Source organism: Ralstonia sp. SET104 (genome assembly GCF_003851545.1).
Classification (GTDB): Bacteria; Pseudomonadota; Gammaproteobacteria; order Burkholderiales; family Burkholderiaceae; genus Ralstonia.
In genome coordinates this window covers 135,987-149,758 of the sequence record NZ_BHVX01000010.1, presented here as the reverse complement: position 1 = coordinate 149,758, position 13,772 = coordinate 135,987, and the positions used below count along the sequence as shown (strand labels likewise).

Here is a 13,772-nt window from a genome sequence, read left to right as displayed (position 1 = left end):
TCTCCTTTGAGAATGAACGGCTCAGTAGCCGAGCCAGATACGGATCGGCAGCGCCAGATAGGCGGCGAAGAAGCCGACGCCCCAGACGGCTGCCGAGAATCCATGAATCCGCCGGTTCCAGCGCTGGGCACGCGCGCACAGGCGTCCCAGTTCCGGGTCGCTCGGACAGGCACGACCGGGCCGGTAGAGCAACCAGCCGGAGACGAACAGCATCAGCCCGGAACCGGCGAACGCCCAGATCTTGTGCAGGGCCAAGGTAACCAGGAACGGTACGGCGCTGGTGGCCGCCGCCACGGTTGCGCCCAGACCCACGGTGACGAACAGGATCGGCAGCGCGCAGCAGATCAGCGTGCCGGTCGAGGCGAACAGCGCCAGCCAACTGGCACTGCGTTGCCCAAACTGCGAGGAATCGGTTTTCATAGCGTTCTGCTACCAAGTCAGCCAAGGGAAAACGGCGAAGTAGCCATTGAGTAGATACAGGCCGGTAACGATCAGCAGCAGGCTCCCCAGCAGCTCGAAAGCGCGGCGGAAACGCCCGAGTGGTTTCAGTTGCTCGATCCACTCCATCGCAGCCGACGCCAAGGCCAGGGGGATCGCGCGGCCGACGGCGAAACTGGTCAGCATGGCCGCCCCGGTAAGCGGCGAGCCGCTGGCAGCCGCCGCGCCCATCAGCACGACGAGCGCCGGGGTGCAGGACGGGCAGATGGCGACCGAGAATGGGATGCCGAGCACAAACGCGCCCCAGGCACTGCCAACCCGATGGGCCTTGAACCCGATCGCCGGCAACGGCAGCCTGATCCATCCGGTCCACAAGAGTCCCAGAACGATCAGCCAGGGTCCGAGCAGTAACCCCCACCAGCGCCCCAGCAGTGCTTGCGCGCTTTGACCGCCGAGCCCCGCCACGGCGCCCAGGAGCGCGTGCGTGCCGATCAGACCAGCAATGAAGGCAAGGCCGTAACGAGCAGCCTCCCGAGGCTCGCGGGCACGGGTCACGTAGGCCAGCGGCACCGGCAGCGCGGCGATGGCCAAGGGGCTCACACTGAACAACACCCCTGCCAGCAGGCTGATCCCGCTGGCAGCCCATAGTCCTTGGGAGGCAAGCTGTCGCAGCGTCTCAAGTTCCATGGCCGCGCTCCGCGTGACGGCGGCGCAGCGCGACTGCGAGCTGCGTGGGCGACGGCAGTGCGGTGAACACCAACTCGCCATCCACGGCGAGCGCGGGCAGTGTCAGTACCCCAAGCTCGACCGCGCGGTCGAGGGAGTCGAGTACGTTCACTTCCTGCCACTCCACGCCGGATACGGCGGCCAGGGCCGCGGCCTTGAGCGCCGCTGTCGCGGCCACGCACTTGGCACAGCCGGGGGAATAAAACAGCTCGATCTTCATGGCGCGCGCTCCGAACCGTCATCGAGCCGCTCCAGCGCAGCCAGGATCGGGCAGTCATCGACCGCTTGCGTGCCATCGGCGCATTCGGCGATCAGCAGATCAAGCGCCGCCGACATCGCCTGCATGGCGCGAATCTTGGCGGCAAGTTGGAGCTTCTTTTCGACGGCGCGGCTGCGTACATCGCTACAGCAGGCCATATCAGCCTGCCGCAGGTGCAAGAGGTCCCTGATTTCCGCCAGCGTGAAGCCGCACGCCTGGGCGTGGTGGATGAAGCGCACCCGGCGCACCGCGTCCTCCCCATAGAGGCGATAGCCGCTGTCTGTCTTGGCCGCCGGGGCGAGTAGCCCCTCGCGCTCGTAATAGCGCAGCGCGTCGGGGCTGATGTCGCCCGCCTTGGCGAGCTTGCCGATGGTCAGCATCACGGTTGGCCGAGGCCGGCGGCGCGCAGGCTGGCTTCATCGACGCCGCGTCCTGCGCAGCAGCCGGCGAGCTGACCGTTGATCACCACGGCCGGCACCGAGCGCACGCCCGACGCCTTGGCGCGTTCCGCCACGGCGATATCGCGCATGTCGAGCACATCGATTTCGCACAACGGGCAGGCCAGGCGTTTCACAAGGGCTTCTACATCGGCGCAGGCCGGGCAGCCGGCGCTGAATACTTCAACTTTGCGTTTGATAGTCATATCCGGGCTCCTTTCCTTCTCCGCGATGGACGCAGCCATGCGGCCGCTCTTCCATCGCCATTTCAGGATAAACCTTGGAGCACACTCCAGAGTCAAGTCGAATATGAGGACGGAAGAATGCGACCATGTCTGCTCCCGTCAGTCTCGAAATCGTTTCCGGTTTCAACATGTTCGTGTGTCTGCATGCGAAGGAGCACGCGACGAGACATTCGTACTTTCAATGCATGCGCGGGTAACACTCGCATGTCCGTAACCTTTTCAGAATCGCCCGCGAACTTATTCGTAGGGAGGTCATGCGTGGGCCGCTTCCTCCGGGAATTGGTCCGTCTTGATGACTGGAGGTGCGGAAATGGCAAAGCGAATCTTGCTTCTGGTGATGGCGGGTGCCGCTCTTGGCACGGGGGCGGCGTATGCCGGCATGACGCGCGACGTTTACACGGACGGCGCACGCATTACGGACGCGCGTTCTCCCTATACCGATGGTGGCAAGGCAGGGAAATTTGACGTCTACACGGAAGGTGCATGGCGTGGCGACACGCGTTACCCCTCCACCGAAGGCTCGCCCAGTTAAGACGTTACAGAGCGCCTGCGCGATCAGGGCCCGCTGCTTGGGTTGGCGGGCCCTGATCGTATCTGGCGCCCTATGTTTAGGGCGAAGTCCCAATGTCCGGTGATGGCCGGAGACTTTGTCCGCCCTGATGGGAACCCAGCGGGCGTCAAGTTCGCCGGATCAGCTTCAGTAGGCGTCGGTCACCGGAACGCGAAGCGCGGCCTCGCCCCAGCAATCGCGCACATCCGCGTTGCCCGGCATCTCGGCGATCAGTTCCTCGATGGCACCGTCCATCTTCGGCCCCAGGGCGAACGGCATGACGATTTCGTAGCGGGCTCCGTGCGCATTGGTTCCGGCCCGCAAGGCACATTTTGCCCACCCCGGGACTTGACCTTGGAGTACACGCCAAGGTCTAAAGTGAATCCAGGAAACGCCAGAGCTAGCCATGAAGACCATCACATTCAAGGTCGAGGGTATGCACTGCACTGGCTGCGCGGCCATGATCCAGGTCTTGTTGGAGCGCAGCGCTGGCGTGCGCAAAGCCTCCGTATCGTTTGACGAGGGTGAGGCGCGTGTCCTCTACGATCCGCAGACCATCTGCGAAGCGCGTCTGGCGGCGCTGATCGAGCAAGGCGGTTACCAGGTTGTGGGGCAACACCGAGGCTGAAAGGCCTGCTACGAACGGGGGCATCATGACGAGCGAAACTTCTGCCGCATCCGTTCCCCGCTATTGGAGCGAGGAGCCCTCCAATCGTCCCGGCCGGGCGCGCATCCGAGCGCGCATCGGCGGGCTGCACTGCTCGCTGTGCACCGGCACCATCGAGAAAGCCCTGGGCAAGCGCGCGGGCGTCGAAAAGGTCGCGGTGAGCCTCACCCATGAGCAGGCCCTGATCGAATACGATCCGCGCCTCGTCCAGCCGGAGGAACTGCTGCAAACGCTCAAGGATATCGGCTACACGATCTCCGATCCGCGCAAAGTGCGCCCGTTTGAGGAGGAAGAAGCCGCCCTGGTGCGCGAAGGCCGGCGCTTCATCGCCGCAGTCGGCTGCAGCTTGGCGGCGATCGCGCTGGTGGCCAACCCCGTTGGCTTGTGGTCGACTGTACTCGCTGTGGTGGTCTTTGCCAGCTTGGTTGTCTTTCTGTTCATGGCCTTGAAGCCACGCGGCACCGGCGTCGCGCTCGGCTGGACTCTCGCGCTATGCGCGGTCGGCTTCGCGCTTTACGCCGTGCGGCGCACAGGCGGGCTGGTATCGGCCGCGCCGTGGATCACTGGCGCGCTGGCGCTTGTCCTCGTTTTCGGCATCGGCAGCCACATCCTTTTGATGGCCTTCCAAGCGTTCAGGCGCGGCATCCTCAATCAGCACGTGCTCCTCGAGATCGGCGCCTTCTCCGGCATCGCGGGCGGCGTGATCGGTCTGGTTTGGCGCCTGCCGGCCTACCCCACGGCGCCATTCTTCGCCGTGTCGGTGATGATGGCGACCTACCACATCTTTTCGGAATGGCTTTCGCTTATTGTCAAGACGCGCAGTTCGCAGGCCGTCAAAAAACTGCTCGACCTGCAGCCAGCAACAGCGCGCGTGGTGCGTAGCGATCGCGAAATGGAGTTGCCGATCGAGCAGGTTGCATTCGGCGACCAGGTCCGTATCCGCCCAGGCGAGCGTATTCCGGTCGACGGCAAGGTGGTGAGCGGGCATTCGGCAGTCGACGAATCGATCGTCACCGGCGAACCCGTACCGGTGGAAAAGACCGAGGGCAGCCGGGTGGTCGGCGGGTCGATCAACCAGGCGGGCACCTTGCTGGTTTGGGTGACGGCGATCGGGGAAGAAACGTTTCTGCAGCAAGTCATCCGCCAAGTGGAAGACGCGCGTGCGCTCAAGCCGGGCCTGCTCCATCTGGTGGACCGGATCCTGCGTGTGTACACCCCTTCGGTGCTGGTGGTGGCTGCATTGGCAGTCGTCGGCTGGCTCCTCGGCTCGTATCTCGTCACCGGACACGCGGACGTCCAACGCGCTGTGTTTGCCGGCCTGAGCGTGCTGGTGATGGGCTATCCATGCGCCGTGGGGATCTCGGCGCCGCTTTCCATCGTGCGCGGCGCCGGGGAAGCGGCCGAGCGCGGCATCCTGATGCGCACCGGCGAAGCATTCCAGGGTTATCGGCTGGTGAAGAGAATCGTACTGGACAAGACCGGCACCTTGACCGAAGGCCATCCGCTGGTGCGCGAGATCGTGCCGCTTGCGGCCAGTGAAGAAGAACTGCTCGCCGTGGCCGCCGCGGCCGAATCCACCTCCGAGCATCCGCTCGCCCAGGCGATCGTCGATGCCGCTTTCGAGCGCAGGATCACGCCGCCCGCCGTGCAAGCCTTTTCTGCACAGGCCGGCCGGGGCGTGACGGCGACCCTCGACGGGCGGGAGGTGCTGGTCGGCAGCCCCGCCTTTCTCGCGGAACGCGGCATCACCCTCGCGCCGCTGGCTGAGCGCATCCACGCGCTGGAGGATGCGGGACGCACCGTGATCGCGGTGGCGCGCGATAGCCGGGCGCTGGGCGTGATCGCGCTGGGCGACCGGCTGCGCGAGGATGCGGCCAAGACCGTGGCCGCACTGCGCCGCGCCGGCCTCACGCCGGTGCTGCTCACCGGCGACAACGAGCGCGCGGCCCGCCGCATTGCTGCCGAGGCCGGCATTGACGAAGTTCACGCCGGGGTGTTGCCAAAACGCAAGGCAGAGATCATCCGCACGCTGCAGAAAACCGGCCGGGTGGCGATGGTAGGCGACGGCATCAACGATGCCCCCGCGCTCATGCAGGCCGACGTGGGCATTGCCATGAGCAGCGGCACCGACATTGCGATCGAGTCGGCCGACATCATCATTCTCAACTCACGCATCGAATCCGTGCTCATCGCGCACGAGATCAGCCACCGCGGCTACCGCAAGATGCTGCAGAACGTGGCGCTGGCGTTCTGTTTCAACGGCATCGGTATCCCGGTGGCCGCCACCGGCCTGATCTACCCGGTGTGGGCCATGGCGGCGATGGCCGGCAGCGTGACGGCGATCTTTTTCAACTCGCTGTGGGGCAAGCCTTCGCTCTTCTTCAATGCGGTGATGAGCGTGGGGCGGCAGCTTGATATCAATGAAAAGAACGCGTGAGCATCCCGGCAACCCCGCACCTGGGGCGCCCACCGCCCTCATGATCTGGCTGGTCGCGCTGGCCTACGCCTTCGAGCCCGGCTTTCTGGCGCGGCGCAGGACCATCAGCCCTCCAAAGACGGCGGCAACAAGGCTGATCGCCAGCCAGCCCAAGAACGGGACGGCTAGGATGCGGTCCCCCAGTACGGCGAGCAGAATCGTCAGAGGCAGAATGCCGAGCGCGGTGGTCCATAGAAAGGTCCACCACGAGAGGCCGGCCAGCGCGGCCGCGTAATTGATGAGGTTGAAGGCAATCGCTGGCATCAAGCGGCAGGCCAGCAGCACGGTAGCGCCATGCAAGTGTGACCAGCGCGCCAACTGATCTCGGGCATCCGGAGATAGCAAGCGCTCCACAAACGGATAGCCCAGCCGTCGGGTCAGTCCGAAGGCGGTTGCCGCCCCCAGCATTGCCCCGCACCAGGTGATGACGGCTCCCCAGAGCGGGCCGTAGACCATGCCATTGGCCAGTGCCACTATCTCGGCGGGGAACGGCAGAAACGAATGCGCGACCATCAGCGCAAGCGAGCCGAGTACGCCCCAAGCGCCTCGTGCGCGCACCCATCTCACCGCACCTTGCTCGGTGATAGGGAAATCGAATGACAAGCGATGCGACGCCAACCAAAGCGCCACGGCGCAGCCACTTGCCACCAACAACACCGCCACAATCGCCCATCGCCGCCGTCGTAATAGGCGGCGGTCAGTCGGCGCAGCGCGATTGGCCCACATGGTTCGTTCCTGTGCCGTAAGGACACCGAAGATTCGCTGCGCAGCTCAGAGATAGTCGCGAATCAACGTGTCCAGACGCGCCCGGGTTGCCTGATCCATCGTGGCTGGCTGCGTGACGAGCCCGGCGGCCAGCGCGCGATGCGCCTGCGAAGGTGGCCAGTCTCGCGCCACAAGCCGTACGGCCTGGCTGACCACGCGCTGCGCATTGGCTGCGTTCTGCAACAGATTGGCGATGGCGAGTTCAGCGGTGACCGGCGCCTCGCGCGGGTGCCAGCAGTCGTAGTCGGTGACCAAGGCCAGTGTGGCATAGGCCATCTCCGCTTCGCGTGCGAGCTTGGCTTCCGGCATGTTGGTCATCCCGATCACGCTGCCGCCGATGTTGCGGTACCACTGCGACTCGGCGTAGGTCGAGAACGCCGGGCCTTCGATGCAGACATAGGTGCCACCCCGATGCAGGTTGGTACCTTCGAGCCCGGCATCAAGGAATGCCTGCGCAATCATGTCGGCGAATACAGGGCAGACGGGCTGCGCCATTGAGACATGCGCAACGGCTCCGTTGCCGAAAAAGGTGCTCTCGCGGCGCCGGGTCAGGTCGATGAATTGATCGGGCAGAACCATGTCCAACGGGCGCACAGACTCCTGCAGCGACCCGACTGCCGAGATCGCAATCAGATAGCGTACGCCAAACGCCTTCAGCGCGTAGATGTTGGCGCGGTATGGAACCTCGCCCGGAAGATAGCGGTGGCCGCGACCATGGCGCGCCAGAAACGCAACCGGCGCCCCGTGCAGGACTCCGGTCACGATACGGTCGGATGGCGCGCCGTACGGGGTGGCCACCTCGTGTTCCTGCACCTGCTCGATTCCTTCCATTTGATACAGCCCGCTACCGCCGATGATGCCGATCCTGATGTCCGACACGGTTCGTCCTCCTGTCTTGCCGAGATTTGGAACGTAGTCGTCGGAACGGTGGTGGATCTTACAGAGCGGCTGTAAGAAACCGCGGCCTTGGCGCGACTACCGTTCGATCGAAATATCGAGAGGGGAATGGCCATGCTTTCGGCCTTAACGCGTGGACGCGACCGCTGCGCCACAAACGGGACAGGCGGGCACGTATGAAGCGCCTGATCCTGGCCGGCGGCGGGCATGCTCACTTGGGTGTGCTCCGCGCGTTGGCACGGTGCCCACTCCGGTCGGTCGAGGTCGTTCTGGTAACGCCCGAGCCACAATTGATTTACTCCGGTATGCTGCCAGGCTGGATGGCCGGGCACTACCGGCTTGAGCAGTGCTGCATCGACTTGCTGCCGTTAGCGGAGGCAGCCGGCGCTCGGCTGGTTCTGGCACCGGTGGCGGGGCTGGACGCCGAGCGCCGCTGCATCGCTTTGCCAGATGGCACGCATATCGAGTACGACCTCCTGTCGCTCGATGTCGGCGGCGAGGCGGATTTGTCCTGGTTGCACGCCGCGCACCAGCGGTTGCTGCCGGTGCGCCCAATCGGCGCCTTCGTGCTTTCCTGGCAGAAATTGATCGAATATTCGGTAGCTGGGGCTGATTTGCGTTTGGCCGTCGTCGGCGGCGGAGCGGCTGGCGTGGAATTGGCGTTTGCCGCGTCCCAGGCATTCAAGCAGCGCGACCTGCGCGTGCAAGTCGAACTGGTGACGTCCGGGTCAGCCATGTTGGCGGGTCATTCGTCGTCGGTCGTTGCGCGGGTCGAGCGCCTGCTGGCCGCTCGCGGCATCGCCGTGCATCGCTCGCGTGCCGCCGCGACGGAATCCGGGCTGCTGCTAGCCAATGGCCGCCACTTGGCAGCCGATCGCATCATCGCCGCCACCGGCACCCAGGCGCCGTGCTGGCTCGCCTTGTCCAAACTGGCGCTTGATCCGGATGGGTATGTCGCGGTGGATGCCACCCAGCGCAGCCGCTCGCATGCGAACGTATTCGCCGCTGGCGACGTCTGCACACGCGTGGACGCGACAATGGCGCGCTCTGGTGTGCATGCGGTACACGCCGGCCCTGTGCTGGCCAACAACTTGCGCGCGGCAATCGGCGGTGGCCCAATGCGGGCATACACGCCGCGCGCCTGCTCGCTCTATCTGATTTCCACTGGCTCCAAGTACGCCATCGCCTCTTGGGGCGGCTGGAGTGCCGAGGGAGCCTGGGTCTGGCAATGGAAGAGCTGGATCGACCGTCGTTTCATCAGCCGTCACTGCATATCTCGCACGCCGGCAAAGCCTTTTGACCGGCTCCGCAGACAGTGATGACCTGCATTCCACTTATAGTGCGGCAAAGAACGAAATCGAGAAAAGGTCTGGGCATGAACCATGAAAGCAGCCAGCCCGCGTCCTCGGCATGGAACGCGTTGCAGGACAGTTCCTTCATCGAGGATCTGCGCCGGCAGATGCTCAAGTTTGCCACGCTGCAACTCGGCGATTCGCACCAGGCGGAAGATGCCGTACAGGAAGCATTGATCGGTGCGCTGAAGAACGCCGATTCGTTCGGCGGCAGGGCCGCACTCAAGACCTGGGTGCTGGCGATCCTGAAAAACAAGATCGCCGATGTTCTGCGGCGGAATCAGCGGTTGGTCAATGCCAGCAGCCTGCTGCGCGAGGACGAGGAAGATGAAGACTTCACTGCGCTGTTCGACCGCAAGGGTTTCTGGGAGCCTGACGAGCGTCCGATCCCGTGGAGCGACCCGGTAGCGTCGTTCAACCAAAAACAATTTTGGAAAATCTTCGAAGCCTGCCTTGAGCGGCTGCCGCCGAAGCAGGCACGGGTGTTCATGATGCGTGAAGTGGTCGAGCTCGAGAAAGAAGAAATCTGCGAGGCCGTCGGCATCACCACCAGCAATCTGTTCGTCATGCTGCACCGAGCGCGCCTGCGCTTGCGCGAGTGTCTGGAAGACAACTGGTTTGCTCAGGGAGCCCAATGATGTTGAACTGCTTCGATGCCACCCGTCTGCTCTCCGAGTCGATGGAACGCCGCCTGACCATCAAAGAACGCGCCACGCTGAACATACACACGATGATGTGCTCCGGCTGCCGTAATGCCGGTAAGCAGATGCATACGATGCGCCTAATCGCCAGGACCTACGCGCGCAAACCGGACCCGGACGAAGAAGCGCCCGGCACGCCGCAAGATCGCTAGAGCGCAGCGCGATTGGCTCGCTACGCGCGGCGTCGCGGCAATCGAGACCGCCAGGGTAAATACCGCTCTCTCACCGACCCAATTGATCGGCAACCCGTAGAAACGTCTCTGGCTCGGGGCGAAGGCGGTAATTGTCGGTGAGATCAGCAAACGAGATCGTGCCACTGGCGTCCGTCATCACAACGGTCGGAAACACGGTATCCGAATCGTACCCCTGCGTCTGCAGCCCGGCCGGCAGGCCATGCTTGGCCAAAATGCCGAGCTTCTCCGCTGCACGGTTGCCACGGTCGACGTAAAAGTGGAAAGGCACCGAGAACTTCGCGGCGAGTTCGCGGGTATTGTCGTGCGGCTGCGGACTGATCAGGACCACCTGAATGCCGCGCCGGTCGAGTTCCCTATACTGCGCCGCGACCTCGCGGATCTGCGCCATGCACAGCGGACACCAATTGCCGCGGAAGAACAGCAACAGCACCGGTTTGCCGAGGAACTGGCTGGAATCGACAGTGGTGCCGGCCACATCTTCCAACTCGAAACGCGGCAACGGCAGCCCAACCTTGAGATGCGGGTTATCCGCGCGGCCGAGCCTCGAATACCAGAATACGTAGAGCAGACAGCCGATGACGGCGAGGCCCGCATAGAGCACAGGAAGGACTTCTGCCGGCCCGGGGCCGGTGGCCACACTCCAGACGGTTCCCAGCCCTCCGGCCACCGTTGCCGCCAGCAACGGTAACAGGCGCTCCGACGTCCGCGCCGAGTCGCTGGTGAACAACCGGGCGAAAAAGCCCAAGTTGGCTGCCGCCGCGAACCCGACGCCCAACCAGGCTGCGGCGGTCAGTCCCCGCTGCAACAGCATATAGCAGGCATGGCCGAGTGCTGCGACCAGAAACACCATGAAGGTACTGACAAAAATGGATTTCAGTCGATTCACAGGTGGTTCCTTCTTTGTCTTGTCGGATCAGCCCAGCCGACCGGCTTGCGTCGGGGTATCGGCTCTATCCGTTCACGACCGTGGCATTGGCCGCGACTGAAGCGATGCGTCACCCCACCTTATAGGCCGCAAATCTCGCATCGACTTCGGTTCCGAAGGCGTGGTTCGAGTAATTGCTCAGGACTTTAACGGCGACGGCCAGGATGATGTAAAGCGCATCTTGCTCTTTGTAGCCGGCTTCAAGAAAGGCGGCGACCTTGCCTTCGCTGGGCTGGCCGTACGTCCGAACAATTTCTTGGGTCAGGCTGAAAAGAGCGGCCAGCTTGGTGTCGGGGATGGGCTGCCCCTCCCGAATGGCCCTCAGCACAGGCGCGGGAACGCCGGACATCTTGTCAGCAATCATGCTGTGCGCTGCCGTGCAGTAGGTACAGCCGTTGACCTGGCTCACAGCCAGAAAGACGACCTCTTGCTCTGCCGGGGAAAAACCAGATTCTCCCCGGAAAAGCCCGTAGCCATGCAGATAGGTGCTGAGAACCGCCGGCGCATTGACCATGTTGGCATACATGTTGGGAATGAAGCCAACCTGTTTGAGGGCAGCGTCGAGTATTTCCTTTTGCTTGCCTTCTGCGGTTCCATGATCAACGGCTGCAAGTGTTTTGAGGTAGGACATGCTCATCTTCCTTGAACGAAGAAAAAAAATGGGTTGCGGTCGCTTACCGCGTGTCGGGGCCCAACATGTATTCGCGTACCAGTTCCCGTGCGCGGTGCAACCGGCTCTTGATGGCGCCTTGTGGCTCGCCCAGGTGTTCCGCTATCTCGGCAATCGTCAGCTCTTCGAAATCGCGTAGCAGAACCACTTCCAGATAGTGCGCGGGGAGGGACTCGAGAGCGTTAGCAAGGTCCACGCGCAGTGCATCGTCACTTCTGCGGGCGAGGAGTTCCTCCGCGTGTTCTTCCGACAGCGGTTCGTGTCTGAACATCATCCGCTCAAGCTTGCGGCACTCGCGCTTGATGACCGTGAAGAGCCAGGCGGAAAAGGCCGCCGCCGCCTTCAGTCCTTTGACCTTGCGCGAGACGACAAGCAGCGATTCCTGTATGGCATCGTCGACATCGCCGGCTCGGCAGTGCTTGTAGGCATAGCGCCGGGCATCGGCCTGACAGACGGCCAACAGCCGAGAGATGGCAGCCGGGTCTCCCGTCTGCGCTGCCAGTACCAGATTGTCACGCTCGACGCCGCTTGCCGCCATGGCTCAGTGCCTCTTATCCAAATTGCGACCCACCATCGCGCACATGGGGCAGAACCCGACCAGGCCGGTCATGGCCAGCATCGCGCCCATGATGCCCAGGCCTACGGCCAGTCCTGAATGCGCCCAGTTCACGATGGCGTAGCCCAGGCCCATCAGACCCAAGATGACGCGCAAGACGTGCTCCCAATTTGGAACATTCTTCACATAGAACATGGCGATTTCCTTTTATCTGTTCGTGGTTGAGGACAGTCCTCGAAAACTAAGAGGTGTCCACCAGGCAGAACGGTTCGCGGCTGAGGCAGGAAGTTGTCACGGGGAGGATAAGGCATCAGGATCAAAAACGCGTGGTCAATGCGGTGAGCCATGCGGGAGAATGGCTCACCAGCCAGGCCTCGATGGTTTTATCGGACCCACTCAGGATCAGTCCGGCAATGGCCACCATGATGACGCCCATCAGAATCTTGCCAGTCTTTCCCGCCCGGATGAGTTTGCCGCGCATTTTGCCCATGGCGCTCCGGGAGACGTAAGCCAAGGCCACCACGGGCAAGGCAGCGCCGATTCCAAACACGCCCATGAGCAGTGCAGCCTGCGGCAAATGAGAGCCCTGGCTGGCCAGCACGACGGCCGCACCCAGGGTTGGGCCCACGCAGGGACTCCACACCACCCCCAACACGACACCGATGACGAACTGCCCCCAGAGGCCGTCGGGTTGCACCTTGGAAATCAGGCCGTTTCCGGCGTCGCCGAGGCCCGATGTGGCGGTGGCGAAACGCTGCTGCAGGCTACTTGACATCAGGACGACGCCAAGCAGAGCGAGCGCCGCCGCGCCCGCATAGCGGAAAACACCCGCGTCGATGTCCAGTGCGGCCCCTGCCCAAGCGAGCGGGGTTCCGATGGTCGCGTAGGAAAGCGCCAACCCACCGGCGAGCGCAAGCGGCGCGCGCGGGTGCACACTCGTAGCCGACCCCAGCAGGATGGGAACGAGCGGCAGCACGCAAGGCGACAGCGTCGAAAGCAGCCCTGCCAGCAAGCCAAAACCGTAGGCGCCAAGACCGAATTCCATCAGTTGACCGTCTGCCTGATGAGGCTTTCGATGCCGGTCGGCGTTGTGTCGCCGACCGTGCGCGCCACCTCCGATACTCCCTTGAAGGCCACAAGCGTGCTTTGCGTGCCGACCTTGAATTTCTTCAGGGCGGTCTTGTCGGTGTCGAAATCAACGGTCAGCACTGTCACGTCTTGGTAGGCAGGCTGCTTCATGAGGCCCTCGAGAATGGGCTTTTGTGCCTTGCAGGTCGGGCACCAGCTTGCGCTGACCTCAACCACGACGGGCTTGCCCGCATGGGTCAGTTGGTCAAACGCCTGTGCACTGTAGGGCTTGATTTCACCCGCCATGGCCAACGAGGCCAAGGCGGCAAGGGCAATCGCAATGGCGGTTCGCAGCATTCTCATAACGTCTCCTTTAACGTTTCACGGGGTTGAAGGTCTTTTGCTCTTGTTCGACGAACGCAACCAGCGCTGCCAATTCCTTCGAGTCCCAAGGTAGCGGCTTGGCTGCCATGGGCATGATCATGCAGGCTTGAATCATCTCGTCCAGGTAGACCTGCTTGCGGCCCAACTGGTCCCTGGCCATGGCAACGGTATGGGGATAGGGCTTGGCGAAGCTGTCCGAATAGGAAGCGTGGTTGGCGTGGCAGGACGCACAGGACATGCCATTCGTCGAAAGCTTGGGGTCGTTGAAGAGCTTTTCGCCGAGCTTGGCGTCGCCCGGGCGGGGCTTGTAGCCGGCGGGGCGCACGGTCAGCGCACCTGCATCATCTGCCGCCGAAGCGGAGGAGGAAAACAGAGTCGAGGCGGCGCATAGCGCCGTCAGGATGGCGAGCGAGTGTTTCGTCATTGCAATCCTTTCGTGGGAGTGACACCCACTAAGAGGCG

The 13,772-nt window shown here is 63.3% G+C and carries 21 protein-coding genes; 6 read left to right on the top strand and 15 right to left on the bottom strand.

Annotated features, from left to right (window positions below):
• Positions 1–21 precede the first annotated feature (21 nt).
• Genes PSUB009319_RS14715 through PSUB009319_RS14695 form a run of 5 tightly spaced genes read right to left on the bottom strand, consistent with a single transcriptional unit; the run spans position 22 to position 2,066 of the window.
• The gene (locus PSUB009319_RS14715) at positions 22–420 is read right to left on the bottom strand and encodes a hypothetical protein (protein WP_124382961.1); all 399 of its coding nucleotides are present in this window, start codon (positions 418–420) and stop codon (positions 22–24) included.
• Positions 421–429: 9 nt separating this feature from the next.
• The gene (locus tag PSUB009319_RS14710) at positions 430–1,125 is read right to left on the bottom strand and encodes a cytochrome c biogenesis CcdA family protein (RefSeq protein ID WP_124382960.1); all 696 of its coding nucleotides are present in this window, start codon (positions 1,123–1,125) and stop codon (positions 430–432) included.
• Positions 1,115–1,384, bottom strand: a complete 270-nt coding sequence (locus tag PSUB009319_RS14705; RefSeq protein WP_124382959.1) for a thioredoxin family protein — start codon at positions 1,382–1,384, stop codon at positions 1,115–1,117. Before PSUB009319_RS14705 ends, PSUB009319_RS14710 begins: the two co-directional genes overlap by 11 nt.
• Entirely contained in the window at positions 1,381–1,803 is a 423-nt protein-coding gene (locus PSUB009319_RS14700) for a heavy metal-responsive transcriptional regulator (protein WP_124382958.1), read from the bottom strand. The genes PSUB009319_RS14705 and PSUB009319_RS14700 overlap by 4 nt, the downstream gene beginning before the upstream one ends.
• Positions 1,803–2,066, bottom strand: coding sequence for a glutaredoxin (locus PSUB009319_RS14695; RefSeq protein WP_124382994.1), 264 nt, complete (start codon positions 2,064–2,066; stop codon positions 1,803–1,805). The genes PSUB009319_RS14700 and PSUB009319_RS14695 overlap by 1 nt, the downstream gene beginning before the upstream one ends.
• Positions 2,067–2,415: 349 nt before the next feature.
• Here PSUB009319_RS14695 and PSUB009319_RS14690 point away from each other — a divergent pair, with 349 nt between their 5' ends.
• Positions 2,416–2,637, top strand: a complete 222-nt coding sequence (locus PSUB009319_RS14690) for a hypothetical protein (RefSeq protein ID WP_124382957.1) — start codon at positions 2,416–2,418, stop codon at positions 2,635–2,637.
• Between the two features lie 165 nt (positions 2,638–2,802).
• On the opposite strand, the gene PSUB009319_RS23280 is transcribed toward PSUB009319_RS14690, so the two are convergent.
• On the bottom strand, positions 2,803–2,934 hold the full coding sequence (locus PSUB009319_RS23280; protein WP_260392991.1) for a hypothetical protein: 132 nt from the start codon (positions 2,932–2,934) through the stop codon (positions 2,803–2,805).
• 127 nt (positions 2,935–3,061) lie between these two features.
• On the opposite strand from PSUB009319_RS23280, the gene PSUB009319_RS14685 reads away from it, so the two are divergent.
• Together PSUB009319_RS14685 and PSUB009319_RS14680 are read left to right on the top strand one after the other, a co-directional pair.
• Positions 3,062–3,283, top strand: coding sequence for a heavy-metal-associated domain-containing protein (locus PSUB009319_RS14685; protein ID WP_124382956.1), 222 nt, complete (start codon positions 3,062–3,064; stop codon positions 3,281–3,283).
• A gap of 25 nt (positions 3,284–3,308) precedes the next feature.
• Positions 3,309–5,759 carry a cation-translocating P-type ATPase gene (locus PSUB009319_RS14680; protein ID WP_124382955.1) on the top strand — a complete coding sequence of 817 codons (2,451 nt, stop codon included), beginning with the start codon at positions 3,309–3,311 and terminating at the stop codon, positions 5,757–5,759.
• A gap of 63 nt (positions 5,760–5,822) precedes the next feature.
• Here the strand turns inward: PSUB009319_RS14680 and PSUB009319_RS14675 are convergent, their stop codons facing one another.
• The gene (locus tag PSUB009319_RS14675) at positions 5,823–6,524 is read right to left on the bottom strand and encodes a TVP38/TMEM64 family protein (RefSeq protein ID WP_124382954.1); all 702 of its coding nucleotides are present in this window, start codon (positions 6,522–6,524) and stop codon (positions 5,823–5,825) included.
• A 45-nt stretch (positions 6,525–6,569) separates the two neighbouring features.
• Positions 6,570–7,442, bottom strand: a complete 873-nt coding sequence (mtnP, locus tag PSUB009319_RS14670; protein ID WP_185453474.1) for an S-methyl-5'-thioadenosine phosphorylase — start codon at positions 7,440–7,442, stop codon at positions 6,570–6,572.
• A gap of 194 nt (positions 7,443–7,636) precedes the next feature.
• On the opposite strand from mtnP, the gene PSUB009319_RS14665 reads away from it, so the two are divergent.
• From PSUB009319_RS14665 to PSUB009319_RS14655, 3 genes are read left to right on the top strand one after another with little or no spacing between them, the layout of a single operon-like run.
• The gene (locus tag PSUB009319_RS14665) at positions 7,637–8,779 is read left to right on the top strand and encodes an FAD-dependent oxidoreductase (RefSeq protein WP_124382953.1); all 1,143 of its coding nucleotides are present in this window, start codon (positions 7,637–7,639) and stop codon (positions 8,777–8,779) included.
• A 56-nt stretch (positions 8,780–8,835) separates the two neighbouring features.
• Positions 8,836–9,450 carry an RNA polymerase factor sigma-70 gene (locus PSUB009319_RS14660; protein ID WP_124382952.1) on the top strand — a complete coding sequence of 205 codons (615 nt, stop codon included), beginning with the start codon at positions 8,836–8,838 and terminating at the stop codon, positions 9,448–9,450.
• Positions 9,447–9,665: a hypothetical protein gene (locus tag PSUB009319_RS14655; protein ID WP_221620965.1), complete on the top strand. Its 219-nt coding sequence runs from the start codon at positions 9,447–9,449 to the stop codon at positions 9,663–9,665. Before PSUB009319_RS14660 ends, PSUB009319_RS14655 begins: the two co-directional genes overlap by 4 nt.
• Before the next feature lie 70 nt (positions 9,666–9,735).
• On the opposite strand, the gene PSUB009319_RS14650 is transcribed toward PSUB009319_RS14655, so the two are convergent.
• The 7 genes from PSUB009319_RS14650 to PSUB009319_RS14620 form a co-directional block, all read right to left on the bottom strand.
• On the bottom strand, positions 9,736–10,593 hold the full coding sequence (locus tag PSUB009319_RS14650) for a peroxiredoxin (RefSeq protein WP_124382951.1): 858 nt from the start codon (positions 10,591–10,593) through the stop codon (positions 9,736–9,738).
• Positions 10,594–10,702: 109 nt separating this feature from the next.
• Entirely contained in the window at positions 10,703–11,263 is a 561-nt protein-coding gene (locus PSUB009319_RS14645; RefSeq protein ID WP_124382950.1) for a carboxymuconolactone decarboxylase family protein, read from the bottom strand.
• A 43-nt stretch (positions 11,264–11,306) separates the two neighbouring features.
• Complete coding sequence (locus PSUB009319_RS14640; RefSeq protein ID WP_124382949.1) at positions 11,307–11,840, bottom strand: RNA polymerase sigma factor; 534 nt, start codon at positions 11,838–11,840, stop codon at positions 11,307–11,309.
• A 3-nt stretch (positions 11,841–11,843) separates the two neighbouring features.
• Positions 11,844–12,053: a DUF2892 domain-containing protein gene (locus tag PSUB009319_RS14635; protein ID WP_124382948.1), complete on the bottom strand. Its 210-nt coding sequence runs from the start codon at positions 12,051–12,053 to the stop codon at positions 11,844–11,846.
• A 121-nt stretch (positions 12,054–12,174) separates the two neighbouring features.
• Complete coding sequence (locus tag PSUB009319_RS14630; RefSeq protein ID WP_124382947.1) at positions 12,175–12,903, bottom strand: cytochrome c biogenesis CcdA family protein; 729 nt, start codon at positions 12,901–12,903, stop codon at positions 12,175–12,177.
• Entirely contained in the window at positions 12,903–13,289 is a 387-nt protein-coding gene (locus PSUB009319_RS14625; RefSeq protein ID WP_124382946.1) for a thioredoxin family protein, read from the bottom strand. Before PSUB009319_RS14625 ends, PSUB009319_RS14630 begins: the two co-directional genes overlap by 1 nt.
• Before the next feature lie 10 nt (positions 13,290–13,299).
• The gene (locus PSUB009319_RS14620; protein WP_124382945.1) at positions 13,300–13,734 is read right to left on the bottom strand and encodes a c-type cytochrome; all 435 of its coding nucleotides are present in this window, start codon (positions 13,732–13,734) and stop codon (positions 13,300–13,302) included.
• Between the last annotated feature and the right edge of the window lie 38 nt (positions 13,735–13,772).

What these genes read in the sequence shown, in the direction of transcription:
- PSUB009319_RS14715 (WP_124382961.1), bottom strand. Translation starts at nt 420, where the DNA reads ATGAAAACCGATTCCTCGCAGTTTGGGCAACGCAGTGCCAGTTGGCTG.
- PSUB009319_RS14710 (WP_124382960.1), bottom strand. Translation starts at nt 1,125, where the DNA reads ATGGAACTTGAGACGCTGCGACAGCTTGCCTCCCAAGGACTATGGGCT.
- PSUB009319_RS14705 (WP_124382959.1), bottom strand. Translation starts at nt 1,384, where the DNA reads ATGAAGATCGAGCTGTTTTATTCCCCCGGCTGTGCCAAGTGCGTGGCC.
- PSUB009319_RS14700 (WP_124382958.1), bottom strand. Translation starts at nt 1,803, where the DNA reads ATGCTGACCATCGGCAAGCTCGCCAAGGCGGGCGACATCAGCCCCGAC.
- PSUB009319_RS14695 (WP_124382994.1), bottom strand. Translation starts at nt 2,066, where the DNA reads ATGACTATCAAACGCAAAGTTGAAGTATTCAGCGCCGGCTGCCCGGCC.
- PSUB009319_RS14690 (WP_124382957.1), top strand. Translation starts at nt 2,416, where the DNA reads ATGGCAAAGCGAATCTTGCTTCTGGTGATGGCGGGTGCCGCTCTTGGC.
- PSUB009319_RS23280 (WP_260392991.1), bottom strand. Translation starts at nt 2,934, where the DNA reads ATGCCGTTCGCCCTGGGGCCGAAGATGGACGGTGCCATCGAGGAACTG.
- PSUB009319_RS14685 (WP_124382956.1), top strand. Translation starts at nt 3,062, where the DNA reads ATGAAGACCATCACATTCAAGGTCGAGGGTATGCACTGCACTGGCTGC.
- PSUB009319_RS14680 (WP_124382955.1), top strand. Translation starts at nt 3,309, where the DNA reads ATGACGAGCGAAACTTCTGCCGCATCCGTTCCCCGCTATTGGAGCGAG.
- PSUB009319_RS14675 (WP_124382954.1), bottom strand. Translation starts at nt 6,524, where the DNA reads ATGTGGGCCAATCGCGCTGCGCCGACTGACCGCCGCCTATTACGACGG.
- PSUB009319_RS14665 (WP_124382953.1), top strand. Translation starts at nt 7,637, where the DNA reads ATGAAGCGCCTGATCCTGGCCGGCGGCGGGCATGCTCACTTGGGTGTG.
- PSUB009319_RS14660 (WP_124382952.1), top strand. Translation starts at nt 8,836, where the DNA reads ATGAACCATGAAAGCAGCCAGCCCGCGTCCTCGGCATGGAACGCGTTG.
- PSUB009319_RS14655 (WP_221620965.1), top strand. Translation starts at nt 9,447, where the DNA reads ATGATGTTGAACTGCTTCGATGCCACCCGTCTGCTCTCCGAGTCGATG.
- PSUB009319_RS14645 (WP_124382950.1), bottom strand. Translation starts at nt 11,263, where the DNA reads ATGTCCTACCTCAAAACACTTGCAGCCGTTGATCATGGAACCGCAGAA.
- PSUB009319_RS14640 (WP_124382949.1), bottom strand. Translation starts at nt 11,840, where the DNA reads ATGGCGGCAAGCGGCGTCGAGCGTGACAATCTGGTACTGGCAGCGCAG.
- PSUB009319_RS14635 (WP_124382948.1), bottom strand. Translation starts at nt 12,053, where the DNA reads ATGTTCTATGTGAAGAATGTTCCAAATTGGGAGCACGTCTTGCGCGTC.
- PSUB009319_RS14630 (WP_124382947.1), bottom strand. Translation starts at nt 12,903, where the DNA reads ATGGAATTCGGTCTTGGCGCCTACGGTTTTGGCTTGCTGGCAGGGCTG.
- PSUB009319_RS14625 (WP_124382946.1), bottom strand. Translation starts at nt 13,289, where the DNA reads ATGAGAATGCTGCGAACCGCCATTGCGATTGCCCTTGCCGCCTTGGCC.
- PSUB009319_RS14620 (WP_124382945.1), bottom strand. Translation starts at nt 13,734, where the DNA reads ATGACGAAACACTCGCTCGCCATCCTGACGGCGCTATGCGCCGCCTCG.